23 protein-coding genes and 1 riboswitch are annotated in these 25,330 nt (G+C 31.5%); of the genes, 10 read left to right on the forward strand and 13 right to left on the reverse strand.

What is annotated here, in order from left to right; translation table 11 throughout:
• Positions 1-78 precede the first annotated feature (78 nt).
• Complete coding sequence (locus C7N71_RS01605) at positions 79-846, forward strand: potassium channel family protein (protein ID WP_105987437.1); 768 nt, start codon at positions 79-81, stop codon at positions 844-846.
• On the opposite strand, the gene C7N71_RS01610 is transcribed toward C7N71_RS01605, so the two are convergent.
• Positions 843-1,838, reverse strand: a complete 996-nt coding sequence (locus tag C7N71_RS01610) for an NAD(P)/FAD-dependent oxidoreductase (RefSeq protein WP_105987438.1) — start codon at positions 1,836-1,838, stop codon at positions 843-845. The two genes, C7N71_RS01605 and C7N71_RS01610, sit on opposite strands and share 4 nt — an antisense overlap.
• Positions 1,839-1,919: 81 nt before the next feature.
• Between C7N71_RS01610 and C7N71_RS01615 the strand changes: the two genes are divergently transcribed.
• Both C7N71_RS01615 and C7N71_RS01620 read left to right on the forward strand, forming a co-directional pair.
• The gene (locus tag C7N71_RS01615; RefSeq protein WP_105963963.1) at positions 1,920-2,714 is read left to right on the forward strand and encodes an alpha/beta hydrolase; all 795 of its coding nucleotides are present in this window, start codon (positions 1,920-1,922) and stop codon (positions 2,712-2,714) included.
• A 184-nt stretch (positions 2,715-2,898) separates the two neighbouring features.
• Entirely contained in the window at positions 2,899-3,861 is a 963-nt protein-coding gene (locus C7N71_RS01620) for a nucleoside hydrolase (protein ID WP_105987439.1), read from the forward strand.
• Positions 3,862-3,907: 46 nt separating this feature from the next.
• Here the strand turns inward: C7N71_RS01620 and C7N71_RS01625 are convergent, their stop codons facing one another.
• Positions 3,908-4,711 (reverse strand): Cof-type HAD-IIB family hydrolase, encoded by an 804-nt coding sequence (locus C7N71_RS01625; protein WP_105987440.1) that lies wholly within the window; start codon positions 4,709-4,711, stop codon positions 3,908-3,910.
• An 88-nt stretch (positions 4,712-4,799) separates the two neighbouring features.
• The gene (gene spx / locus C7N71_RS01630) at positions 4,800-5,198 is read right to left on the reverse strand and encodes a transcriptional regulator Spx (RefSeq protein WP_105963966.1); all 399 of its coding nucleotides are present in this window, start codon (positions 5,196-5,198) and stop codon (positions 4,800-4,802) included.
• A gap of 211 nt (positions 5,199-5,409) precedes the next feature.
• On the opposite strand from spx, the gene C7N71_RS01635 reads away from it, so the two are divergent.
• Positions 5,410-6,966 (forward strand): bifunctional metallophosphatase/5'-nucleotidase, encoded by a 1,557-nt coding sequence (locus tag C7N71_RS01635; protein WP_105987441.1) that lies wholly within the window; start codon positions 5,410-5,412, stop codon positions 6,964-6,966.
• A gap of 34 nt (positions 6,967-7,000) precedes the next feature.
• On the opposite strand, the gene rny is transcribed toward C7N71_RS01635, so the two are convergent.
• Positions 7,001-8,584 carry a ribonuclease Y gene (gene rny / locus C7N71_RS01640; RefSeq protein WP_157944338.1) on the reverse strand — a complete coding sequence of 528 codons (1,584 nt, stop codon included), beginning with the start codon at positions 8,582-8,584 and terminating at the stop codon, positions 7,001-7,003.
• Positions 8,585-8,748: 164 nt separating this feature from the next.
• Positions 8,749-9,717: an alpha/beta hydrolase gene (locus tag C7N71_RS01645; protein WP_105987443.1), complete on the reverse strand. Its 969-nt coding sequence runs from the start codon at positions 9,715-9,717 to the stop codon at positions 8,749-8,751.
• Between the two features lie 101 nt (positions 9,718-9,818).
• Between C7N71_RS01645 and C7N71_RS01650 the strand changes: the two genes are divergently transcribed.
• Positions 9,819-10,250 carry a helix-turn-helix domain-containing protein gene (locus C7N71_RS01650; RefSeq protein WP_105987444.1) on the forward strand — a complete coding sequence of 144 codons (432 nt, stop codon included), beginning with the start codon at positions 9,819-9,821 and terminating at the stop codon, positions 10,248-10,250.
• Positions 10,251-10,277: 27 nt separating this feature from the next.
• On the opposite strand, the gene C7N71_RS01655 is transcribed toward C7N71_RS01650, so the two are convergent.
• A complete protein-coding gene (locus tag C7N71_RS01655; protein WP_105987445.1) occupies positions 10,278-11,606 on the reverse strand; it encodes an ammonium transporter in 1,329 nt (442 codons plus the stop codon).
• Between the two features lie 175 nt (positions 11,607-11,781).
• On the opposite strand from C7N71_RS01655, the gene C7N71_RS01660 reads away from it, so the two are divergent.
• Positions 11,782-12,624, forward strand: coding sequence for an SAM-dependent methyltransferase (locus C7N71_RS01660; protein ID WP_105987446.1), 843 nt, complete (start codon positions 11,782-11,784; stop codon positions 12,622-12,624).
• Between the two features lie 218 nt (positions 12,625-12,842).
• Here the strand turns inward: C7N71_RS01660 and C7N71_RS01665 are convergent, their stop codons facing one another.
• Entirely contained in the window at positions 12,843-13,376 is a 534-nt protein-coding gene (locus C7N71_RS01665) for a hypothetical protein (RefSeq protein ID WP_105987447.1), read from the reverse strand.
• A gap of 9 nt (positions 13,377-13,385) precedes the next feature.
• A complete protein-coding gene (locus C7N71_RS01670) occupies positions 13,386-13,775 on the reverse strand; it encodes a hypothetical protein (protein WP_105987448.1) in 390 nt (129 codons plus the stop codon).
• A gap of 85 nt (positions 13,776-13,860) precedes the next feature.
• Here C7N71_RS01670 and C7N71_RS01675 point away from each other — a divergent pair, with 85 nt between their 5' ends.
• Positions 13,861-14,748: an RluA family pseudouridine synthase gene (locus tag C7N71_RS01675; RefSeq protein WP_105987449.1), complete on the forward strand. Its 888-nt coding sequence runs from the start codon at positions 13,861-13,863 to the stop codon at positions 14,746-14,748.
• Positions 14,749-14,811: 63 nt separating this feature from the next.
• Here C7N71_RS01675 and C7N71_RS01680 read toward each other — a convergent pair whose 3' ends face one another.
• Positions 14,812-17,202 carry a phosphoketolase family protein gene (locus tag C7N71_RS01680; RefSeq protein WP_105987450.1) on the reverse strand — a complete coding sequence of 797 codons (2,391 nt, stop codon included), beginning with the start codon at positions 17,200-17,202 and terminating at the stop codon, positions 14,812-14,814.
• 243 nt (positions 17,203-17,445) lie between these two features.
• Positions 17,446-18,174 (reverse strand): GntR family transcriptional regulator, encoded by a 729-nt coding sequence (locus tag C7N71_RS01685; RefSeq protein ID WP_105987451.1) that lies wholly within the window; start codon positions 18,172-18,174, stop codon positions 17,446-17,448.
• Positions 18,175-18,277: 103 nt separating this feature from the next.
• Between C7N71_RS01685 and ybaK the strand changes: the two genes are divergently transcribed.
• Positions 18,278-18,781 carry a Cys-tRNA(Pro) deacylase gene (ybaK, locus tag C7N71_RS01690; RefSeq protein WP_105987452.1) on the forward strand — a complete coding sequence of 168 codons (504 nt, stop codon included), beginning with the start codon at positions 18,278-18,280 and terminating at the stop codon, positions 18,779-18,781.
• A gap of 1 nt (position 18,782) precedes the next feature.
• Here the strand turns inward: ybaK and C7N71_RS01695 are convergent, their stop codons facing one another.
• The 3 genes from C7N71_RS01695 to C7N71_RS01705 are packed head-to-tail and all read right to left on the reverse strand — an operon-like array spanning position 18,783 to position 22,370.
• Positions 18,783-19,415 carry an HD domain-containing protein gene (locus C7N71_RS01695; protein ID WP_105987453.1) on the reverse strand — a complete coding sequence of 211 codons (633 nt, stop codon included), beginning with the start codon at positions 19,413-19,415 and terminating at the stop codon, positions 18,783-18,785.
• Positions 19,416-19,465: 50 nt separating this feature from the next.
• On the reverse strand, positions 19,466-19,966 hold the full coding sequence (locus C7N71_RS01700; RefSeq protein WP_105987454.1) for a DUF1836 domain-containing protein: 501 nt from the start codon (positions 19,964-19,966) through the stop codon (positions 19,466-19,468).
• A 52-nt stretch (positions 19,967-20,018) separates the two neighbouring features.
• A complete protein-coding gene (locus C7N71_RS01705) occupies positions 20,019-22,370 on the reverse strand; it encodes an HAD-IC family P-type ATPase (protein WP_225361857.1) in 2,352 nt (783 codons plus the stop codon).
• A gap of 86 nt (positions 22,371-22,456) precedes the next feature.
• Here C7N71_RS01705 and C7N71_RS01710 point away from each other — a divergent pair, with 86 nt between their 5' ends.
• Both C7N71_RS01710 and yjeM read left to right on the forward strand, forming a co-directional pair.
• Positions 22,457-23,311: an aldo/keto reductase gene (locus C7N71_RS01710; RefSeq protein ID WP_105987456.1), complete on the forward strand. Its 855-nt coding sequence runs from the start codon at positions 22,457-22,459 to the stop codon at positions 23,309-23,311.
• A 58-nt stretch (positions 23,312-23,369) separates the two neighbouring features.
• A riboswitch (Lysine riboswitch) is annotated at positions 23,370-23,550 on the forward strand.
• A 165-nt stretch (positions 23,551-23,715) separates the two neighbouring features.
• On the forward strand, positions 23,716-25,218 hold the full coding sequence (gene yjeM, locus C7N71_RS01715) for a glutamate/gamma-aminobutyrate family transporter YjeM (RefSeq protein WP_318530528.1): 1,503 nt from the start codon (positions 23,716-23,718) through the stop codon (positions 25,216-25,218).
• Positions 25,219-25,330: the final 112 nt, after the last annotated feature.

A 25,330-nucleotide genomic window follows, 5' to 3' on the forward strand; every position in this document is an offset into this window, starting at 1 on the left:
CGCTTTTTTATTTGAATTTTATAATTTTTATTCTAAAATGACTGTAATAAATTTATATTAATAAGTGAGCGTTAAGAAATGAAAAGATTTAAAAATAAAAAGATTGAAATACTATATAGTATTTTTATTGTTATGCTAGCAGTTATATCAGTTTTACTGGTCATCTTTGATTATCTTAATATTATTAACATTTATCATGGTGTTTTATTTAAAATATATTATGGTATCTGGATATTTTACATCATAGATTATGTAACTGGGTTCTTTATGGCAGAGAATAAAAAACAATTCCTTTTAGATACTGCTTTGGATTTAATCTCATTGATTCCAGCACACCCTATTTTTGTAATTTTTCGATTATACCGGGTGATAAGAATTGTAAGATACTACAATATTTTTTGGAAATTTGGCTGGGATGGTAAATTTACTGGCGGGTTACATCGTTTTATATATGACACTGGATTTATTTATCTATTTTCTGTCAGTATTGTAATTTTAATTTTAAGTGCATTAATTTTTGCATTTTTTGAACATTATAATCTATCCACTTCTTTGTGGTGGGCAATTACAACTGCTACCACTGTTGGTTATGGTGATATTGCCCCTCAAACTGCTGGCGGTAGATGTATCGCTGTATTCCTAATGTTCGGAGGGGTTGGTTTTATTGGTTTGTTAACATCTACCATTACTGATTTTTTCACTCATGATAGTAGTGATGCAACTGATGATAAAATTGATAAACTAAGTGCACAAATTGAAGAATTAACCAAACAGGTCAATTATTTACAAAAAAATATTAATAAAAAAAGTGTTCCCCAAAAAAGGAACACTAAAAATAAAAACTAATCATTGGTTAGCTGAGTACTATGAATTGGAGTATGATTATCAGGATATAAATCATTCATAATTGCATTAACTGCAATAGGCACTTCTCCAAAGCCAGTAGCAATAATAGTTTGTTTACCATTATATTTGGCTTGATCACCTACTGAATATATATTATGAATGTTGGTTTCTAAAGTTGGGTTAACTTTAGTAGCATGATGATCTTTTTCTAGGTCTAAATTCCAACCTTCCATATTTTTGTTATTAGAAATAAAACCATAATTTACTAAAATTTTATCAACGTTAAGATTTTTAAAATCATCATCGGTCTTCATCTTTTTAGCAACAACTTTAACTTGGTCGTTATCAGCAGCTTTCAATTGTTTAATTAAATATGGGGTAATTAATTCAACAGAAGATTTTTTCAATAAATCTACCATATGTTCTAATCCTCTAAACTCATTACGACGGTGAAGTAAATAGACTTTTTTGGCAGTCTTTTCTAACATTAAAGCTTGATCAATTGCTGAATCACCACCTCCAGCAACTAAAACTGTCTTATCTTTGAATTGTTGAACATCCTTAGCGGTATAAACTAATTGTTTGCCTTCAAAATCATCGGCACCATCTGCCATTAATTTACGAGGATTAAATGCTCCATTCCCTACGGCAATAATAATGGCTTTCGATTTACTATTACCTTTATTGGTAGTAATATTAAATATATTTTCATCCTTGACTACATTGGTAACAGTCTCATTTAACTTAATATCACCATTCATTGTATCTAATTGGCTTTGCAAATTACTTACCAAATTACGACCTTTAATAGCTGCTTGACCAGGAATATCTAATAAAGTTTTTTCTGGATAAAGAGCATTTACTTGGCCACCTAACTCAGATAAGCTTTCAATAATTTGAAACTTAGCATCCCTTAGACCAGCATATAAACCTGCAAACATTCCAACAGGACCACCGCCAATAATTGTGATATCATAAGTTGAATCTGTCATTTTAAATTAACTCCTTTTATTTTGGTGTTATTTAATATATTATGTACCATATAGTCATACTTTAGCAAAGGAAGAGCACTTATGCATAGCAGAAGAAAAAGAAAGATTATCATCGGAATTGTTTTGTTCCTAGAAGCAATTGCGTTTATTACATCTACCCTTTGGGTTTTTAGAGGACGCGTCTTAAATGACGTTAAAGTCGAAAAAAGCAGAACTGCAACCATTTTCATCCCTGGTTATGGTGGGAATGCCGTTTCTACTGACGATTTCATAAACCAATTTAATGATCATGGGATTGCTAAACGTTCATTACGTATTTATATATCTAATGATGGTAAAGTTTCTACCATGAAACAATATGTTAAAAAAATTAAGAAAGATAACCCATTAGTGCAATTAATTTTCCAAGATAACACTCATCCTGAAAAACAAGCTGATCAAATGGTTAACGTAATGTCATACCTACATGATAAATACAACATTAAGTCAGTAAACTTCTTAGGGCATTCATCTGGTGGAACAATTGCCTATGAATACATGGTAAAACATCCACATCAAAAGAATGCTCCAGAGGCTAATAAATTTGTAAGTATCGCTAATGATTATGATCCAAATGATAAACGTGTTAAGAATTTACCTCGTACTTTACATGTATTAAACATTGCTGGTGAAATTTATAATGTTGGTACTGATGGTGAAGAAGCCGTTAATATTGTTAAACCTATGGGTAAATTGGTATCTCCATATGTTAAGAGTTATCAATTCTATCTCTATCGAGCTGATCCACTTTCAGCAGAACATTCAATGCTTCATGAAAACCCTAGCCTTGATAAGACGATTGCTGAATTCTTGTTTAATAAGCATCCTAAATTATAAGAAAAAGACTGAAGATATGTGCTTCAGTCTTTTTTATTGTTCGGATTTAATATAGTTCATTAAATAAATTATATTAAAATGGTTTATTTTTTCAGTTTTGAGCAATATAATGAATTTATAAATGAAAAATGTTCATGAAAAAATAATTTCATGAGGGGCAAAAAATTTGGGAGGGTTTTTCATTATGGCAAAAAAGAAATTAATTCTTGATTTAGATACTGGTGTAGACGATGCAATGGCTATTGCTTATGCTGTTGCTGCACCTGATGCTGACTTAGTTGGTATCGTTAATTCTTATGGAAATGTAGTTGTTGAACAAGCAGCTAAAAATTCATTACAAATTCTTGATTTACTAGGTGCAAGTGATGTGCCAGTATTCGAAGGTGAAAGTCATTCACAAACAAGTGATCATTTTGATGTAATGCCTGTTTCAGCTCATATTCATGGCAAAAATGGAATTGGTGAAGTTCAATTACCAGAAAGTAGCCGTTCAGTAGAAAAAGAATCTGGTGTTGATTTTATGATTGATGCTGCACATAAATATGGCAAAGATTTAACTATTATTCCTACTGGTCCATTAACTAATTTGGCAGCAGCACTTCGCAAGGATCCTGCAATTAGTGATTTAATTGGTCACGTTACTTTAATGGGTGGTGCTCTAACTGTTCCTGGTAATGTTTCAGACGCTGCTGAAGCAAACATTAATCAAGATGCTGAAGCCGCAAATGAAGTATTCACTAACAAAGTGCCTGTTACTATGGTTGGTTTAGATGTTACTTTAAGAACATTATTAACTAAAAAAGAAACTCAACAATGGCGTGATTTAGGTACAATGGCTGGTGAAAAATTTGCGGACATTGTTGATTACTACATTGGCATTTATGATGAAATGTATCCTGAACTAGGTGGTTGTTCGCTTCATGATCCACTAGCGGTTGGTGTTGCTTGTGACCCTACTTTTGTTAAAACATTAGATCTTGATATGATTGTTCATCACGGTAAAGAAAATTATGGCCGTACTACTGGTGATACTGCAAAATTAGATGATCCTAATCCTTCAGATAAAGCAGCCATTCAAGTTGATGACGAACGTTATCTAAAAACATTTATGCAATATTTAACTAAATTATTTGCAGACAATAAATAACAAAAAAGTTTCCTACTATAAAATAATTAGTAGGAAACTTTTTTATTTAGTCTTTAAAATATTTTTCTAAATAATCAGCAACACCATCTTGATCATGATTAAGCGTTACATCATCACCAATTGCTTTAATATTATCCTTAGCATTATCCATTACTATCCCTAATTGTGCAGATTTTAGCATTTCAATATCATTTTCTGCATCACCAAAAGATATCAGATTATCAAAATCTAAATCAAAATGCTTCAATAATTGTTCTAATCCAACTGATTTATTCATACCATTTTGAATAAATTCCATAATTTTAGGTTGCGATCGTACAACATGATAATGATTTTGTACTGCTTCAGGCATATGATCACGAGCCCAATCTAATTTGGCTGATTGTTCTGACATAATGGCTTTACTATATTCCTTATCAGATAGGTCATCAAATTTAGCGTTAATAAATTCTAAATCAGAATTTAAAACTTCTTTATAGGTAGACTTAACTAGGTCAGTTAATTCGTATACTTTTTCAAAATCTAAAATATCTAATGGTAAATCGTTCTCTTTAGCAAATTTATGCACCAAATCAAAATCTTTTAATTTTAATCCTTTTTTGAATAGTAAGTGCTTATCACGATTTCTAATAACCATTGCTCCATTAAAGGTAATGGTGTAGTCTTGGCCTTCTGTTAATCCTAATTGTTCAATATATGGCCACACCGCATTAATTGGACGCCCAGTACATAAAACAATTTTAATTCCTTGGCTATGTAGTCTTTTCAAAATATCTTCATTTCTTGGGCTAATTTCTTTATGTGAATTTAATAATGTATTATCTAAATCTAACGCAATCATTTGTATCATAAAATTCATCTCCCCTGTTAATACCATTCTATACAAAAAAAGCATTAATTCAAATATGAATTAATGCCGTATACTCTAAAAATCAAGCTTAAGCTTCGAGTTGTGATTCGAGTTCCTTCAATTCAGTTTCGCGAATAGAACGTGGTAAGAAACGACGAATTTCTTCTTCGTTATAACCGACTTCTAGACGCTTGTTATCAAACACGATAGGGCGCTTAATTAAATCTGGGTATTTAACAACTAAATCAACTAATTTTGATAATGATAGACTATCAAAATCGATGTTTAATTTCTTAAATATTTTGGAACGAGTTGAAATAATATCTTCACTACCATTTTCAGTTAAACGAAGAATTTGTTTTACTTCGTCTGCATTTAATGGATTAGAATTGATGTTTCTTTCCTTAAATGAGATATTATGAGCTTTTAACCAAGCTCTGGCTTTACGACTTGAAGCACTACTTGGTGCAACATAAAGATTCAACATATCTATCACCTCTAAAATCGCTTAATTAACGAAAAAACAAGTATATCTAATTATAAATACTTACTAATAGTAAATATTCATAACTACTTTTATGCTAACACACTAGAATTAGAAATCAACAGCATTTAAAAACATATTATAAATTTACACAAGGATAAAATAAGATTATAATTTCATTAAATGAACGGAATATATACGGGAGTGAAAAAGAATGAAAATTAACATTTTAGCAACTAGTGATACTCACGGATTCTTATTCCCTACTAACTATGTAAATTTAAAAGATAATAAACCTTTTGGGCTTTTAAGATGTGCATCTTGCTTTAAAGACCAAAAAGAAAAAATGGAAAATACTGTAACTATCGATAATGGTGACTTTATAGAAGGATCGCCTTTAGCATATTTTATAGCTAAAGTTAAAAAGCAACCTTCTCCCTCTCAAATTAGTAATACTTTCAATATGATGGATTATGATTTTGGAGTGTTAGGGAACCATGAATTTAATTATGGGTTGGATTATTTACATAAAGCAATTAAAGAATCTGATCGCCAATTTTTATGTGCTAATATTATCGACGAGCACAATAATCATCCACTTGGTAAACCATATGCAATTAAGAATGTTAATGGCATTAAAATTGGTTTCTTGGGCTTAACCACTCAAGGTACTACCAAATGGGAAAATCCCGATAATCTAAAAGGTTTAAAATTTTTATCAGCAGCTGATACTGCTAAAAAATACGTTCCTGAAATGTGTAAACAAACCGACTTAAATGTCATTGTGTATCATGGGGGTATTGAAAAAGATGAATTTGGTAATCCAACTGAAGAATTAAATGGCGAAAACGAAACTTACGAAATTTTGTCTAATATTGACGGTATTGATGCCATCGTTACTGGTCACCAACATCGCAAAATTGCTGGGCACTTATTCAACGTTCCAATCATCCAAGTAGGTCATCGTGGTGAATATGTGGGACACATTGAGCTAGATATTGATAAACAAGACGGTAAATATTCTGTAAAAAATAGCAATGCCGAATTAATCGAAACAAAAGGCTACCAAATAGATAACGACATTGCTAAAACCTTATTACCTATACAAAATCAAATTAATAATTGGTTAGATGAACCTATGGCCAATATTCAAGGTAATATGGAGTTTAATGATTCGTTTAATGTTCGTTTAAATAAAAATAGTTTTATTCAATTTATCCAAGAAATTCAAATGACAACTATGGGTGTTGATATTTCAGCTACTGCTCTTTTTAACAATGAAGCACATGGCTTTGAGAACCCTATCACAATGCGTAATATTATAACTAATTATGTCTATCCGAATACACTAGCTGTGCTAGAAATAACCGGTGCTGATTTAAAAGCCGCTATTGAAACTAGTGCCAAATATTTTACAGCTGAAAATGGGAATATAACCATTAATCATGATTATATTTTCCCTAAAGCTAAACATTATAACTATGATATGTATGAAGGAATTGACTATGTAATCAACGTTGCCAAGCCATTTGGTCAACGTGTTACAAAATTACTATATCATGGCAAACCAGTTGTTAGTAATCAAAAACTAAAAATTGCTCTAAATATTTATCGAGCTGTTGGTGGTGGTAATTTTACAATGTTTAATGCTAGTAAAATTATCAAAAAAGACGGTCGTATGATGAGTCAATTAATCGCTGATTATTTAAGAAATCATAAAAATATTAAAGCAAAAAACAATCATAACTTTAAAGTGATTTATGAACCATAAAAAATAACCTCTAGACAAATCTAGAGGTTATTTTTTATTTACTACCCGAATACTGTTTTTTGCGTTTTCCAACATATTGAACTGCTTTTAATGAACGAATAGCTGTCACTTTAATTTTACCAGGATAAGTTAATTCATCTTGAATCTGATCTCTAACATGTTGAGTAAGTGCTTTACTCTTGTCATCATTAAGGATTTCTGGATTAACAATAATTCTAATCTCACGGCCAGCTTGAATAGCATAACTATCTTTAACGCCTTTATGTTGATTAGCAATGTTTTCAAGATTTCTTAATCGAGTAACATATTCTTCAATTGATTCACTTCTAGCACCAGGTCTAGCTCCTGACATTGAATCCGCAGTTGCTACTAAAATGGAAATGGCATTAGTTGGCTCGACATCGCCATGATGAGAAGYAATTGCATTAACAATAACGGAATTTTCATCAAATGCTTTAGTCAATTTAATTCCTAACTCAACATGTGTCCCATCAACTTCATGATCAATGGCTTTTCCAATATCGTGCAACAAACCTGCTCGTTTTGCCAATTTAACATTCATCCCTAATTCAGCAGCTAATACACCGGTAATTTGAGCAACTTCAATTGAATGGTATAAAACATTTTGCCCATAACTAGTTCTGAATTTTAATTTACCAATAATCTTCATTAAATCAGGATGCATCAGGCCCACTTTTAATGAACGAACAACATTCTCACCGGTTTCACGTAAACCAGCATGTACATTTTGTGTTGAAATATTAACTTGATTTTCAATATTACTATTAGTAAATTGACGAGAAATGATTAAGTTTTCGATGGTTGTACGAACAATTTCACGACGAAAGGCATCATGGGTAACAATATGCAATAATAGCGAATTTTCGTCATCAAATATTAATTCAGTGCCCGTCAACGATTCTAATAGTCGAATATGTTGTTCGTCTCTTCCAATTAGCTTAGCTTTTAAATCACCATTAGGTAAAACTATGTTTCGTTCAATATGTGTCTTAGGTTCATCACGAGCACCACGCTGAATTGATTCAATTAATAATGAGTTAGCTCGTTTATTAGCAGAGACCTTACTTTCAGCCAATTGATATTTAACTTCAATATCCATTTCTCGTTTTAACTTTTGCTTAGTATTTGCTAATACATAATCGCGAGCTTGATCAAAATTAAAATCACTAATTTGTTCAAGTTTAGCATAACGTTGCTTTAAAATACCATGGGCATTATCTAAAGTTTTATCAACATCTGAAACTAGTTCATCTTGTTGTAATTTACGATTATTTAAATCATTAGAAAATCCTACTAAACGTTCTTTCATTTGATTTAAAAAATCTTCATGCTGATCAAGACGTTGATTACGAGTCTCATTTTCATACTTTTGTGTTTCAATTTCATCATTAGAAGTTTTAATATATTGGTCTATATCATGCTTTTCTTTATTAACGATATTATTACAATATTCTTCAACTTTACGATTATTATCTTTAAGATAGTATTTCGCTTTTATTTGTGCATTATTTATTTCATTATTCATTTTAAATTTATTGATCAATACACCAGCGATAATTCCTAATAACAAAAATAAAGCAAATAATAAACCAACCAAAATGGCGTCCCCCTTTCTAAAATTATTAATTACTTTTTATATTAAATTTAATTTAAAGTATCTATATACTCTTATTATCATAACATTTTAAATCCCTTTTTTTATAATAATAAACAATAATTTTATAAAAAATAAGCTATAAAATAAATTATAGCTTATCTATATTAGTTAAAATAACGATCTAAGAAAGATTTGATTGTTTTAACATATAATTCTGGATTAGTTTGATAAGATGCAGCATGTGGAGCATTTTTAACTAATAATAGTTTTTTAGGTCCCTCGGTTGCATTATACACAGGATAAACCATTCTAGTAGGTACAAAATTATCTTTAGATCCATGAATAAATAGCATTGGTTTATGATTCTTTTTAACTTGTTTCAAAGCAGAAGCTTTATACAAACTATAACCAGCTCTAATATGAGTAATTCCACTTAAAATTGGCACTAATGGCCATCTAGGGAAATCCGATAAATGATATAACTGTTTTGCTTCATGATTAATTTCATCTGAAGCACTAGTATATCCACAATCTTCAATATAAGCTTTCAATTGAGATGGTACCGATTTTTCACCAGATACCATCATGGTAGTAGCACCACCCATGCTAACTCCAAACATAATCAATTTAGAATTCTTACCATTTTCCTCAATTACTCGACGCATCCATTTGATATAATCCATGCGATCAGGCCAACCATATCCTACATAGTTACCTTGGCTTTGACCATGGCCACGACTATCAGGAGTTAAAACATTGTAGCCCATTCGATGAAATATATAAGCATATGGAGCCATTAGCTCTTTATTACCCATGTATCCATGTGCAATGATTACTGTTTTCTTTGTGGGTTTATCAGCCGGTAAATAATTAGCAACTAGTTTTAGATGGTCAGTTGTTGACATTTGGGTCCAATGATATTTTTTAGCTGATTTATACCACTGATCACCTGGATAAAGTGGTGATGATTTAGATACTTTTTTGTCTTTTAAGAAATTTTTCTTTCCTGGAACTACTGCTACATGGTAGAAATATAGTCCAGCTCCCAAAAAGCCAAAACACAATAGGAAAAAGAATATTCCTAAAGTAGTTAAGAAAATTTTTATTTTTTTACCCAAATCAAACCACTCCATTTAATTTAATATTATTTTGATTATATGTTGCATATTACTAAAATACAACTATCTAACAGGAATTATTATTTTAAGTTATACTATTATTAGAGGTGATTAAGTTGTTTCCAATAAGATTAAAAGCATTAAGAAAAGGTCAAAAAATCAGTTTAAAACAATTAGCTGAAAACTTAAATAACTATTCAAAAGATAGTGAACATCATAATACACCAGCCCAAATTGGAAATTGGGAACGTGGTGTTAGATCACCGTCTTATTTGGAAATCAAAAAGTTATCGTCATATTTTAATGTCAGTATGGACTATTTAATTGGTAGAACATCAATTCAACATTTTAATTTAGCAACTGTTTTAATGAGTGAAAATAAAATTACATTTAACGATCAAACCTTAACTCATCATGATCGTTATGAAATTTTTCAATTGATTAATGGATACCTTCATGGTAAAAGTAACAAAAATAAAACAAAAAATGATAATGAATATCAAGAAAGCCTAAATTTAAATTTAGAGGATGATAATAAAAGAGGATGATTTCAAAAATGAAATCATCCTCTTTTATTAATCTTTTGGTAAATTAGGATTATTTAAATGCCCAACTTGTCCTTTAAATTCACTAGCATTCACTTCAATATCTTTGTTCTTATTAAATGCTTGATCATTAATAGAAACTGTGTAATCAGCATTTTCACCATGTTCAGATTGATCCAATCCACGCATTTCTTCTTTCTTAGTTACACGCATTGGAATAACTAACCTTAATAAAGAAATAATAATTGAACAGGCAATTACAACAAAAATAATTGTTCCTACTGTAGCAATTATCTGAATGAAAACCATATGAAATCCGCCACCGTAAAACAATCCATTAATAGTTACTGCTGAGTTAACTGATTTAGTAGCTAAAAATCCGGTTAAAATGCTGCCAACAATCCCACTAACACCATGGCAACCAAAAGCATCTAAAACATCATCAACACCAATTTTTGGCTTTAAATAATTTACGAAGAAGTAGCTAGCTAATGTAGCAACAATCCCGATAATAAATGAACCCGTAATAGTGACAAAACCAGCAGCTGGGGTAATACCAACTAACCCACATAATGTTCCTGTACATACTCCATTTAATTGTGGTTTACCAACAAAATACATGTCCAATAACATCCATACAAGCATTGAAGTAGCAGTAGCAATAGTAGTGGTCATTGTTGCTTGCATTGCTACATTATTAACTGCTAATGCCGATCCAGCATTAAATCCATACCAGCCAATCCATAAAATTGTAGTTCCTAATAAAACCCAAGGTAAATTATAATGACTAGCATTACGATTACCCTTTATTCTTTTACCTAAAAAGATAGATAAAACTAAAGCCGTAACCCCTGCATTAATATGAACAACGGTGCCTCCAGCAAAATCTAAAGTACCCAATTTTGCTAGAATTCCGTTAGCTGACCAAACCATATGTACCATTGGATAATACAAAATAATCGACCATAATATAATAAAAACCAACAAAAATTTAAAATGAATTCTACCAACGACAGAACCAACAAATAATGCTGGGGTAATAACTGCAAACATCATTTCAAAAATTGCATAAACGCTGGTAGGAATTTTATTAGGCATTAAAGTCTTTAAATCAATTCCATGCATAAAAGGATTCGATAAGTTCCCAATAAATCCTCCAATATTCCCTGAAAATGATAAACTGTACCCTAAAATAATCCATAATAAGATTGCCAAACCAGTAATAATAAAAACTGACAACATTGTATTAACTACATTTTTCTTTGAAACCAGTCCTCCATAGAAAAATGCCAAACCTGGAGTCATAAATAATACCAAAATACTTGATAAAAATACGAATGATGTACTAGCTAAGTCCATTATTATCGCTTCCCTTATGTTAATGTAATAAATTATAACATTAAAAAAGATAAATGTTAAAAATATTAAAAATTTAATCAATTTTTTATCAATTAATGTTATAAGTTATCACATAAAATGTATTTTGCATCATTTGTTTTTTTCAAATACAATTAAGTAGTTAAAGGTGGTTATTATGAATAAAAAACAGCTAATAAGGAAATTACGTAAAAATAAAAAAATAGTCAAAAAGCCCTCATATATTGAAAGAATGAAAAAATATAGAAAAATCTTCAGTGATTTTCCTGCCATCATTTTTTTAGTTAATAATATATTGGAAGCTGACCGACTTTTAAGATCAAATCAATTACCACAAGATTTGCCAGAATTAATTTTACCCAATAATATTCAAGACGAAATTTTCCAATTTGTTAATAATCAATACTCAATGAATGATCGTGAAGGTGACAAAGTATGGAATAAATATGTAGATCAATTACCTATCTTAGACAAAGATTTAAGGTCATTTCGTGATTATTTAGAAGCTGAGTATGGTATGTGGGCATATATATCAGCTTCCTTCACAAATGGTATTGCTAAATATATAAATGGTAAAAAAGCACTTGAAGTAATGGCTGGTAATGGTTATATTTCGAAGGGCCTGCGTGATGCCAAAGCAGATGTCATTTGTACTGATAGTATGAGCTGGCAAAAAGAAAATGAAACTGGCCATCATTTAGTAACTAATATTGAAAAATTAGATGCTAATGCAGCCTTTGATAAATATAAAAATGAAATTGACTTTGTCATTATGTGTTGGTCTCCTGATGGCGTTGATATCGATTGGCAATTACTACAAAAAATTCGTGAATATAATAAAGATATTCAGCTAATAGTAATCGGTGAAAAGTATGGTGCTACTGACTCAAAATCATTCTGGGATAATGCAAAAATTATTAATTCAGACATAGCAAATGAATTAAATACACATCATCGCCCCTTTGACTTAATTAAAGATCAATTATATTTTGTAAATTAAAATAAAAAATACCCCAACTTAATAGTTGGGGTATTTTTGTGGCATTTATCAAATAAATGGATAAGTGGTGTTCACATCACCAGCATTATCAAACACGCTACAATACGGTAGCATCATGTGTCCCACATCAAAAACATCACTTAATCATCATCTGATGAAAACAAACAAGTTGCGTGACCTTCTCGACTCATCGCAAATTAATTATAACATGTTTTTAATTATTTTTTACTAGATTTTTTCTTTTTAGTCGTTTTCTTTTTGCCTTTAGAATCTTGAGCTAATTCTTTTTCAGCTTTAAGACGTTTTTCTTTATTTTCATCAATTGATGTTAACTGATCTTTAGACCAATCAGCTAATTTTTGTTCTAGCTTAGTGTTATCAGAAAAGTCATCTTGAGAAGATAGTTCATCAATACGTAATTTCGAACGATTAACATCTGGTGATTCAACAATCATATAGATATTTAAGTCACAATCTCCATCGCCAGACATCATTTTACTAATATTTTTAGAATAACGATATGGTAAGTTAACAATACAATTTTGCAAGAAAAAGCTAGTTTCTTCACCTTTTACATGTAGCATTGCAGAAGCTAAATGACCCAGATTAACTTGTTCTTCCATAAATTTTAAAATTGGTTGAAATGACTTAACCGGATCATTAGCTAAGTCGGCAGAGGTTACTTCAACAGTTTGCACCTCAAATTGTTCATCATTAATCTTATCAATGAATTCTTGTACATCCATTTTCATCTTTTACACCTATTTTTTCTTTATATTTCGTTTTACAATTCTTACATAGTCATTTTTTATACGTGGCCATGCAAGACGATACCAAAAGAGATTTACAATTACACCAATGATAGCAATTAAAATGGCACCAAAACGATGTAAAGCAGGCACATCAGGGCTTCTAAACATAGTATTGATAATTACAAATAAACTAAGTGTATAAATACCAATAATGACCCCTAAAAAATGATATGCAAACTTCCATCTAATGTAGCCTAAAACATTAAAACCAACATATAAAATAATTGCAATAATAATTGTTTTAAGTAAATCAGCACTATTTCCACTCATTAAAATATCGCATATAATAAATATTATTAATGATAATGCACTGACTAACGCAATTTTATGTTTATTCATATTCTCCTCCAGTACATTTTACTCATTTACACCTTATCACAACTTATTATATTTTACTAAAAAATTTTAAGAAAGCAGGCTTGAAATGCATAAGTGGACGTATCAAATAATAGTTCAAAATCTTAAATCGACTATTAGCATTAGAGAATATTTAAGCCAATATTTATTAATCCCTAAACACTTAATTTTTTCATTAAGAAAAGATAAAAGAGTAACTGTTAATAAAAAATATTTACCCATGAATTTTACCATCAAAAATGATGATCATATTAAAATTACATTTATTGATAATGATTTCAACTTGCCAACCCAAAATTTATTGCCTGATAATAGCCAAAGTATCAAAATATTATTTGAAAATAACGATTTATTAGTGGTCAATAAGAAACGTGGTATCAAGACCCATCCTAATAAACCTAAGGAAATTGGCACCCTTTTGAATTTTTGTGAGGGATATCTAAATAAGTCCAATCAAAATGCTTATATGATTCATCGCTTAGACCAGGAAACTTCAGGAGCCATTATAGTTGGTAAAAACCCTGCTGTTGTTCCAATTTTAGTAAGATTAATTAAGGAAAAAACAATCCATCGTACTTATTTAGCATGGGTTAATGGAATATTTCATAAAAAAACGGGTAAAATTAATTTACCTATTGGTTATGACCAAACAGATAAAAGAAAAAGAGCAGTAAACGGTCCAAATTCCAAAAAAGCATTAACTGAATATCAAGTTATAAAAGAATATAAAAACGAATCTTTAGTCAAAATTAACATCCAAACGGGACGTACCCATCAAATCAGAGTTCATATGCAAGCAATTGGTCATCCTATCATTGGTGATCCATTATATAATGAAAAAAGTAACGTAGATAAAATGTTGTTACACTCTTGGAAATTAAAGTTGATCACACCATATTATATGCAAACAAAAATTATATCATCGCCTATTCCAGAAGAATTTAAAATTATATAACAAAAGAGCCGCATCCAAATGGATACGGCTCTTTTTAGGTTTTAAAAGTTAATTATTATCTAATTACTTTAATGGTTTCCATTGCCAATCATTTACTTCTGGTAAGTCAGTACCAACTTCACGGATGTAAGCATTGTGCTTGTCAACCATGTCATTCATACGTTGTACGAATGAAGCACCCTTAACAGAGTATTCTGGAATATCATTTACAACTTCTTTAGCTAAGTCGTAACGATCTAATTGGTTCAATACACGCATGTCGAATGGTGTAGTAATGTCACCATTTTCACGGTAACCATGAACATGTAAGTTATGGTTGTGACGATCGAAGAATACATCTTTAACTAAACCTTCGAAGCCGTGGAATGCAAATACAACTGGCTTGTCAGTAGTAAATAGACGATCAAATTCTTCATCAGTTAATCCACGAGGGTCAACCTTAGGTGAACGTAACTTCAAGAAGTCAACAACGTTAATGTATCTGATCTTCATTTCTGGGAATTCATCGTGTAATAATGAAATTGCAGCAAGACTTTCCCAAGTAGGTTCAGTACCAGCTGAAGCGATAACAACATCAGGTTCTTGACCTTGGTCAGTTGAAGCCCAGTCAACGTAACCTAAACCATTGTTTACAAGGTTAGTTGCTTCTTCAATTGAGAACCATTGTGGACGTGGGTGTTTTGAAGTAACGATTAAGTTAATCTTTTCTTCACTTGCAAATGCAACCTTACCTACAGCTAATAATGAGTTAGCATCAGCTGGTAAGTATTCACGAATGAATTCAGGTTTCTTTTCAGATAAGTGAGTTAACATACCTGGGTCTTGGTGAGTGTAACCATTGTGATCTTGTTGGAATACAGTTGAAGTATCAACAAAGTTCAATGATGGGTAACGTTTTCTCCATGGTTGGTCAGCAGCTTTACGTAACCACTTGAAGTGTTGAGTTAACATTGAGTCAACTACACGACCAAATGATTCATAAGTAGCAAAGAAACCATGACGACCAGTTAGAACGTAACCTTCTAACCAACCTTCGTCTTGATGTTCAGATAATTGTGAATCAATTAAACGACCATCATGAGCGATGTATTGGTCATTTGGTTCCATAATGTCTTCCATCCATTGACGGTTAGTTTCATTGAACACACCGTATAGACGATTTGACATTGATTCATCAGGACCAAAGGCACGGAAGTTGTTAGGGTTTGCATCCATAACAGCACCTAACCAGTTTGACCATACACTCATATCTTCAGCGACTGTTTCACCTGGAGTTTTAACATCAACAGCAAATTTCTTTACGTCTGGTAAAACTAGAGGTTTAGGATCGATACCACCATTAGTGATAGGGTTTACTGACATACGACGGTCACCCTTAGGTGCTAATGCCTTAATGTCATCCTTGATAGTACCATCATCGTTAAATAATTCTTCTGGCTTGTATGACTTCATCCAATCTACAAGTAGATCAGCATGTTCCATATTGTTTGAAGAAATTGGTAGTGGAACTTGGTGAGCACGGAATGAGTTTTCGATAGGTTCACCATCAAGACTCTTCTTAGGACCAGTCCAACCTTTTGGTGTTCTAACAACAATCATTGGCCATACAGGTTCAGTTGCTGTGTCAGCAGTTTCGTTTTCACGAGCATTCTTTTGAATGTCTTTAATTTCTGGAATAACTTCATCCATAACTTTAGCCATTTTTTCATGGTAAGCCATGTGATCGTCAAAGTCTTCTTCGTTTTCAACGAAGTAAGCTTTCCATCCCATACCCTTGAAGTAGTCAGATAATTCTTCATCTGACATACGTGACATAATAGTTGGGTTTGAAATCTTGAAACCATTCATGTTAATGATAGGCAATACAGCACCATCTTTAACAGGGTTGATGAACTTATCTGAGAACCAACCAGCAGCTAGTGGGCCAGTTTCAGCTTCACCATCACCAATTTCAACAGCAGCAATTACGTCAGGGTTATCTAGGATAGCACCAACACCATGTGATAGTGAGTAACCTAATTCTCCACCTTCGTGAATTGAACCTGGAGTTTCAGGGGCAGCATGTGATGCAACTCCACCAGGGAATGAGAATTGTTTAAATAATTTAGCCATACCCTTTTCATCTTGTGAAATATTTGGGTAAATGTCTGAGTAACTACCATCAATGTATGAGTTAGATACCATAACTTGGCCACCATGACCTGAACCTTCAATGTAGAACATATTTAGGTCATATTTATTGATTGCACGGTTTAAATGTGCGTAAATAAAGTTTTGAGATACGATAGTACCCCAGTGTCCAATTGGTTTAACTTTAACATCGTCTGATGTTAACTTGTTCTTTAATAATGGGTTATCTCTTAGATATAATTGACCTACTGATAAGTAGTTAGCAGTACGCCAGTATTTGTCTAATTCTTCCAAGTATTGTTTGGAATCGAAATCTTGTGCCATTAATTAACACTCCTTTTTAATAAAAAACTATTGAAATTAATAATGGTTTACATAAAAAATCATCAACAAAATGGTTAATAATTTTTAATACAATGAATATGATAACTGGTTTTTATAAAAAGTCAACCTTTTTATAAATTGATACGGTCCAATTAATATGATTGTAATAAATCATTATTAATATCGTCATTATTATGAACGATTTATTAGCAATAGTCCAATATTTCTCACAAATTTTAATAATTAATTATCGTTTAACATAACGAAAGTATTATATCTTAAATATTGATAATGAAGACGCATGTTTGAAACTTCAAATGGCGTTCCATCGTCTAAGAAAAAAATTCCTTCCATTAATCCAACCGGTTCATTAGGCTTTAAATGAAGTAATTTTTGGTCCTGTTCATTTGATGGACTAGCTAATATTGATAAAAACGATTGCGTTACACGTTTATTAATCTTATCTTCAACATAATTAAAAATAGATCCCGAAACAATTTGTCTACTTAATTCTGGTGCAATCTTAATTGGAATATAACCTGTTTCAATCATAAATGGCTTATCATCAAACAAACGAAGCCGTTGAATCTCATAAACAAAATCACCCTCAGATAGGAAGAGATCTTGCTGGATTTCTTTACTTGCTGGAATAACTTTAAAATCTAATAATTTAATTTTCGGTGTTTTTCCCTGACTTTTTAAACTATCAGTAATTCCTAGATTAGAGCCTTCATAGTGAAAAATAGTTTGATTCTTCATATATAGTGGATTAATAAAAGTTCCAGACCCTCGTTTTTTAAAAATAATTCCATCATCAGCTAATAATTTAAGAGCTCGTTTTATGGAACTACGACTTACATTATATTCTTCACTTAGGCTACGTTCATCAGGAAGACGTTTATTAGGAAATTTATTGTTCACAATTTTTTGTTTCAAATCGTGCATAACTTTACGATAAACTAAATCAGCCATTGTTTACTCCTAACTCGAACAAATTTATTAAAATAAGTATAACAGATTTGTACATTAAATTTTAAACAAATAATATGCTAAAATATCTATTGAGGTGATTTGAATGTCAAAAAAGAAAAAAAAGAACAGCATTCATAAAACTTTAGTTGAACAAATTCTAGATAAAAATAAAATTCCATATAAACAATATACTTTTGCCACTCACGAAGAGGGTGACGTTAGACAAATGGACATTGAAGAAGGTGTCGACCAACATCGGGTTTATAAAACTTTAGTCCTAAACGGTAAAAACACTGGACCGGTTGTTGGAGTCGTCCCAATGGATGAACGTCTAGATGAAAAGAAATTGGCTAAAGAGTCTGGTAATAAAAAAGTAAATATGGTTCCACTTAAAGATTTACTAAAAACTACCGGATATGTTCATGGAGCTAACACCCCCATTGGAATTTATGAAAAGTTCCATTATCCAGTTTATATTGACCAAGAAGCTAAACAACAAGAAAATATTCTAGTTTCTTCTGGCCAAGTTGGTCGTTCTGTTGAAGTTAATGCTGAAAAAATGATTAATTTAGTTAAAGGAAATTTTGCTGATATTCGTCAAAAATAGTTTATTGCCATTCATTTTTAAATTCATTTACAAAATTTTCCATATATTTTTTTCTTTGAGCCGCAAGTTTTCTTGCGGTTTTTGTATTCATTAAATCTGGTAATTTAAATAATTTTTCATAAAAATGATTAATCACAGTGGTATGTTTACGATATTCTTTTTTATCCATATTAGTGCGAGGTAGCTGATCAAGATTATACATTGCGTCCCCAAAATGTCCACCAAAATAAAAAGCTCGAGCAATGCCAATTGCCCCAATTGCATCCAGTCGATCAGCATCTTGAACAATTTGACCATTGATATCTAATTGATAGTGATTAGTTAGATTTTTGCTATAAGACATATGTTCAATAATATTCATAATCTGATTAATATATTCAGAAGAAAAATCCAATTCAGATAATTTATCAATCACCAAATTTTTCTGTTTATTAGTATCTTTAACTAGCTTATCATCAATTACATCATGTAAATAAGCGGCAGTTAAAACAATCATTTGATTAGAACTAGGAATTTCATCTGATAATTGTTCTGCCAGCTTAACAACTCTTTTAATATGTGAGAAATCATGCCCTGTTTGATCATCTGCTAATTGTCCTTCTACAAAATTAGCAATTTCTGCTATCTCATTCATAAATAACATCCCTTTTCATAAATAAAAAGAGTGATATGAATTTCATCACATCACTCTTCATGCATCATATCTGAATAAATTTCATTCGCAATTAAACGATTAATAATCGTATCAGCAATTGCGTTTAATAAATGATCGATATCATTATCGCTAACCGGCTTTTCACCTTCGTCGGCAATATGATGTAGCTTTTCAACTAATGTTTCAATGAATTCATCATATGCTTGTTTTGGAAATTGATTTTTAGTAATCTCATCAATTCCTTGTCGAATGTCCTTAATTGAGAAAACTGGTTTTAATAAACTAATAACAATAATGTCAGCAACATGAACTGTTTGATACTTTTTCTTTACGGGCGCAAAAGTAGCTTTTTGTTTTACATAATTATTTACCATCGATCTAGTAACCGTGTCCATACCTAATGGTCCAATTGCTTCATTCACAACTGCAATCAGCTGATCCATGTACAAATCAAATTTTGGTAAATCTTCCCATTTAGGCAAACTTACGCTTTTCATTTGCGTTTGCCATTTATTATATTGCTTATTCATATAACCACCTCTATGCAATGATTATATCATATTATCTAGTTTCTATAATTACTTAGCCTAACTTACGTTTTCTATATTTACTACAAATTTTAACTATTTTCGTAACAATTAATGTAACAAAAAAGAATACTGGAATTGAAGTTCCTACGACAAGCAACGCATGTAAATTAATTGGATAATCCAAGATTGATACCAATGAAAATACTTTATTGAAGAAGATAAAAATCATCGCAAAGATAACAATCGTTGGTACAATAATAACTATCTTGGTTTTATTAAATGGTTTTGAAACCATAAATAAGGCCAGCCAATAGATAAATCCAGTTACAAGAACACTTAACGTGGCTCGTTGTAAATAAGTAAAATCAACCCATTCTCCGATCAGCATAATCAATAAGACATATCCAACAATCGTAATTGCTGCTGGTAATGCCACTTCATATATCTTCCGATAAAATTGATTAGTTACTCGTTGATAATTTGGCGAAAGCGCTAATAGAAAAGATGGTAATCCGACCATGAAAGTATTAATCGGTGTTAATTGAATTGGTTGAAATGGATAACTATATGCACTAAACATAAATAAGACCGTTAACGCCAATGAAAACATCGTCTTAATCAAATATAATGAAGCAACACTACTTATATTATTAATCACCCGACGTCCTTCACCTAAAACATTAACCATTGACGAAAAATTAGAGTTGATCAAAACAAAATCAGCAATTCCTTTGGTACTTTCACTACCAGAAGCCATCGCAACTCCACAATTGGCTTGTTTCATGGCTAGCATATCGTTAACTCCATCACCAGTCATCGCCACTGTACGACCATTGGATTGATAAGCTTGAATTAAACGTTTCTTTTGTTTAGGTGTAACTCTGCCAAAAATAGTGTATTTATTTACTAATTCTTGATAATCAGTGTTATCAGATATCGTTGACATATCAACTAAATCACTGCTATTAGGTAACCCTACACGCTGACCAATATTGCTAACAGTTTTAGGATCATCACCTGAAATAATATTTAAATCAGTATCCTGATTCTTAAAATAAGCCAGTGTATCGCGTGCATCTGAACGAATCTCATCACTAATTAAAATCAATCCTAATAGACTTGCATTATTCAATGGTTGTTTTAATTCGCCAGATACCTTAGCTAAACACAATACTCGATAGCCACTTAAAGTATAACTATCAATTTTTGTTTTGAGTTCACTATTCATATTCTTGAAAACAAACTGTGGAGCTCCCATTACATAATTACCATTATCAAATTTAGCACCACTCCACTTTTTATCAGAAGAAAATGGAACGCTTTCAACTAAGTTCCAATTAGGATCATCAATGGATTTTTTGATTGCTAAGGAAGTTTCATTGTCATCATCACTAGAGTAAACAATGCCTCCCAAAACTGATTTCATATTTTCTTTTGAAATTTTACCAACAGGCACAACATCCTCAAATTTGAGATTACCCGTGGTAATAGTTCCAGTTTTATCCAGACAAATTGTGTCCACTCGTGCCAATGTTTCAATCGCCGACAAATCTCTTACCAGCACATTTTTCTTCGCTAATTTCATCGCTGATACTGCTAATGTAACTGAGGATAAAAGTACCAGTCCTTCAGGAATCATACCAATCATGGATGCAACTGTTCCTAACAGAGCTTTATTAATATCATCGCCAGATAATAATTTGATAGCCAATAAAGCACTGCCTAAAGGGACGATAATAAAGGTAAGAATTTTAATAATACGATTGATAGTGTGGAGCATCTTACTGTCAGACTTTTTATCAGTTTGGTTAACTTCTGATTCCATTTTATTAACAAATGTATCATCACCAACTTTAGCCGCCAAGATACGTGCACTCCCACTTAGAACAAAGCTGCCAGAAGTAATATGGTCAGAAGCTTGTTTAGCAATCGAATTAGGTTCGCCCGTAATCTGTGATTCATCTACTTGTAACCCAGTTGCGGTTAAAATTTCACCATCAACTGGTACTTGGTCCCCGTGACTAAGCAAAATCACATCTCCCAAAACAATTTGTTCAGGATCTACCTCTTGCACGTTGCCATCACGAACAACCTTAATCTTACTTTCAGATAAAATGGCCATCTTATCTAGTTGTCTTTTAGAACGAATTTCTTGAATACTACCAATTATAGTATTCGCCACGGCAATTATTAGGAACAATAAATTTTTATAATCACCTGTATATAAAACCATTAATGCTAACACAATGTTAATTAAATTAAATAATGTGAATGTATTGTTTTTTAAGATTTGTGAAATGCTTAACGTAAAATCATGACTTTTATTATTATGAAGACCTTTTGCATATAATTTACTTACTTCAGAATGGGTTAAGCCCTTCTGGCTGTTTACTTGTTCTGCCAATATCTCACCTCATTTATGTTTTTTAATTGATTTTATTTATCAAATTGTCTTATTATTAAATTACTTTAAATCCAAGGGGGATTATTATGCCTAATTCAATTAAAGATACAATTAAATTGGCTGATGGTAACCAAATGCCAATGGAAGGTTTTGGAACCTACAAATTAGCAGATCAAGCTACCATGGATGCAGCAATCAAGGCTGCTTTTGAAAGCGGTTATCGTTTATTCGATACCGCACAGTTCTATAATAATGAAGAACTACTAGGTAATTCAATTAAAAAGCTAAAACTTAATCGAAAAGAAATATTTATTACGACTAAAATTCCTGAACCAAAACAAGGTTATCAATCAACCTTAAACGCAATTGATGAATCTTTAGCAAGGTTACAAACCAATTATATTGACTTACTTTTGGTCCACTGGCCTATTCATTCCCAATTTTTTGAAACTTGGCGTGCTTTTGAAAAAGCAAAAGCTGATGGTAAAGTTAAATCTATCGGAGTAAGTAATTATCACCAGACTCATTTAGATTTATTATCAACTGCAGCTGACGAAATGCCAGTTGTTAATCAAATTGAGGATCACCCATATCTTACTCAAGAACCCATGCTCAATGCTAATAAGCAAAGAAATATCCTAACTCAAGCTTGGAGTCCAATGGGTCGTGGAGCAACTCTAAATGATTCAAATATAAAAGGAATTGCTAATAACCATAACAAATCAACCGCTCAAGTCATTTTAAGATGGCATTTACAACGTGGTATTGCAATCATTCCTAAATCTAGTAACCCTGAAAGAATCAAACAAAACGCTGATATATACGATTTCAACTTATCGGATGAAGAAATGAAACAAATCAACGCATTGGATAAACAACAACGTACCGGTGATGATCCAGAAATCGTATATGAAATTGAGCATCAATATCCTACTCACTAAATTAAAACCTTTGCATTATTAAAGATTAATGATAATATAATAAATGTAAATTAAATATATCTAAGGAAGAGGCGCGATTATTATCAGTAGACTTAAGTAATGAGTTAAGACATGTTGATATAAGTTGAAAGGGATAATTGCCGAAACTATTAATTTGCTTAACAAATTAATTTGTTGGGGCTTAGCTTAATAAGCTAAGCACTGTCGTAAGTTGAAACTTACGGGGTGCTTTTAAGGTAAACTGACGATAAAATAAAACGTTGATAATATACTTTAAGGGAACTATTCCAATTTGAATAGTTCCCTTTATTTATTAACTTAACTGTTTATACTTGTGAATTATAAATAATTAAATTTGTTTTATCAATTAAAAGTATCTTCCTCATTGAAGGGAGTAATGTTTCATGGAAAACATGCAGAGTCAAAAGAAGATTTCCACGATGGGATTAGTATTAATTATCTTTTCAACCATTTTTGGAATTTCTAATTCACAAACAGCCTTTTATCAGATGGGCTATTCAAGTATTATTTGGTACATATTAGGGGCAATTTTATTTTTTATCCCTACAAGTTTAATGTTTGCTGAATATGGTTCCACCTTTAAAGATGCTCATGGTGGGATTTACTCATGGTTAGAACAAACTATTGGCAAGCGTTGGGCATTTATAGGTAGTTTTACCTGGCTAGCTGGTTGGGTCATCACATTAGTTTCATTAGTTACTAATATGTGGATTCCTTTAGCCGTTACTATCTCTGGTAAAGATACTACTGGTAGTTGGCATTTATTTGGTTTAGATTCAACTGCTACCATTGGTGTACTAGGAATTTTAGTTATTATGTTTGTAACTTGGTTAGCTTCACGTGGTATGAAGTCCATTGCTGGATTATCATACGTCAGTGGAATTATTGGAATTGTGGATTTAGTTATCTTTGTTGGATTATCTATCTTAGTATTAATGGCTAATCATGGACAATTTGCTGAACCAATTAACATGCATAACATGGTAACTTCACCTAATCCTGCCTTTCAATCACCAGTTTCTATGTTTTCTTTCTTAGTTTATGCAATCTTTGCATATGCTGGAATGGAAACATTAGGTAGTATTACTGATAATACCAAGAATCCTAAGAAAACATTTCCTCGTGCTGTTATTATCGCTACGGTTGTAATGACTGTTGGATACCTATTAGGAATCCTAATGTGTGGAATTAGTGCTAACTGGCTTCGTGATTTAGGCCATAGTGATATTAATCTAGGAAATGTTCGTTTCGCCCTACTAACTAATTTGGGTGTTGAATTTGGGCATAACTTCCTGCATTTAAACTCTGGTCAATCGTTAGTAATGGGACAATGGGTTGCTAGATTTACCAGTTTAACTGGTTTTATTAGTTATTTAGGTGAATTCATCTTCTTAACCTATGCTCCAATTAAGTCATTCATTGAAGGTTCACCAAAAAAATTATGGCCTAAGACAATGACTAAGCTTAATAAATTTGATGTCCCTGCCCATGCACTTTGGGTTCAATGTTTAGTTATTTGCTTGATTATTGCTGGGGTTTCATTTGGTGGATCATCAGCTCAAGCTTTCTATACAATTTTAACTGACATGAATAATATGACGACTGCGGTTCCATACTTATTCTTGGTAATCGCATTTCCATTGTTTAAGAAAAAGATTACACAAAATAAGAATGGCTTTATTTTCTATCAAAACAAAACCTTTACAAATGTAACTACTGTGATTACCATTCTTACATTAGCATTTGCTATTATTTTCACCACCATCCAACCATTGATGGATCATGATGTTCAAACTGCATTCTGGACATTATTTGGACCAGTCTTCTTTATCATTGTGGCATGGTTATTCTATTCACATGGTATTAAGAAAATTAATCAAGAATAAAATTGATATAAAAATACCAACTTGCTTAAATGTAAGTTGGTATTTTTTAGTATCTAAATTTTTTGTTATTGTTAATTACAAAAGAAAGGATGTATATATGAAATTATTTTTT

The organism is Apilactobacillus timberlakei, from assembly GCF_002993965.1.
GTDB classification, from domain to species: Bacteria; Bacillota; Bacilli; order Lactobacillales; family Lactobacillaceae; genus Apilactobacillus; species Apilactobacillus timberlakei.

Bases quoted from the DNA above. Each gene is read 5' to 3' on its own strand.
- C7N71_RS01605 (WP_105987437.1), top strand. From the start codon at position 79: ATGAAAAGATTTAAAAATAAAAAGATTGAAATACTATATAGTATTTTT.
- C7N71_RS01610 (WP_105987438.1), bottom strand. From the start codon at position 1,838: ATGACAGATTCAACTTATGATATCACAATTATTGGCGGTGGTCCTGTT.
- C7N71_RS01615 (WP_105963963.1), top strand. From the start codon at position 1,920: ATGCATAGCAGAAGAAAAAGAAAGATTATCATCGGAATTGTTTTGTTC.
- C7N71_RS01620 (WP_105987439.1), top strand. From the start codon at position 2,899: ATGGCAAAAAAGAAATTAATTCTTGATTTAGATACTGGTGTAGACGAT.
- C7N71_RS01625 (WP_105987440.1), bottom strand. From the start codon at position 4,711: ATGATACAAATGATTGCGTTAGATTTAGATAATACATTATTAAATTCA.
- spx (WP_105963966.1), bottom strand. From the start codon at position 5,198: ATGTTGAATCTTTATGTTGCACCAAGTAGTGCTTCAAGTCGTAAAGCC.
- C7N71_RS01635 (WP_105987441.1), top strand. From the start codon at position 5,410: ATGAAAATTAACATTTTAGCAACTAGTGATACTCACGGATTCTTATTC.
- C7N71_RS01645 (WP_105987443.1), bottom strand. From the start codon at position 9,717: ATGGAGTGGTTTGATTTGGGTAAAAAAATAAAAATTTTCTTAACTACT.
- C7N71_RS01655 (WP_105987445.1), bottom strand. From the start codon at position 11,606: ATGGACTTAGCTAGTACATCATTCGTATTTTTATCAAGTATTTTGGTA.
- C7N71_RS01660 (WP_105987446.1), top strand. From the start codon at position 11,782: ATGAATAAAAAACAGCTAATAAGGAAATTACGTAAAAATAAAAAAATA.
- C7N71_RS01665 (WP_105987447.1), bottom strand. From the start codon at position 13,376: ATGAAAATGGATGTACAAGAATTCATTGATAAGATTAATGATGAACAA.
- C7N71_RS01670 (WP_105987448.1), bottom strand. From the start codon at position 13,775: ATGAATAAACATAAAATTGCGTTAGTCAGTGCATTATCATTAATAATA.
- C7N71_RS01675 (WP_105987449.1), top strand. From the start codon at position 13,861: ATGCATAAGTGGACGTATCAAATAATAGTTCAAAATCTTAAATCGACT.
- C7N71_RS01680 (WP_105987450.1), bottom strand. From the start codon at position 17,202: ATGGCACAAGATTTCGATTCCAAACAATACTTGGAAGAATTAGACAAA.
- C7N71_RS01685 (WP_105987451.1), bottom strand. From the start codon at position 18,174: ATGGCTGATTTAGTTTATCGTAAAGTTATGCACGATTTGAAACAAAAA.
- ybaK (WP_105987452.1), top strand. From the start codon at position 18,278: ATGTCAAAAAAGAAAAAAAAGAACAGCATTCATAAAACTTTAGTTGAA.
- C7N71_RS01695 (WP_105987453.1), bottom strand. From the start codon at position 19,415: ATGAATGAGATAGCAGAAATTGCTAATTTTGTAGAAGGACAATTAGCA.
- C7N71_RS01700 (WP_105987454.1), bottom strand. From the start codon at position 19,966: ATGAATAAGCAATATAATAAATGGCAAACGCAAATGAAAAGCGTAAGT.
- C7N71_RS01710 (WP_105987456.1), top strand. From the start codon at position 22,457: ATGCCTAATTCAATTAAAGATACAATTAAATTGGCTGATGGTAACCAA.
- yjeM (WP_318530528.1), top strand. From the start codon at position 23,716: ATGGAAAACATGCAGAGTCAAAAGAAGATTTCCACGATGGGATTAGTA.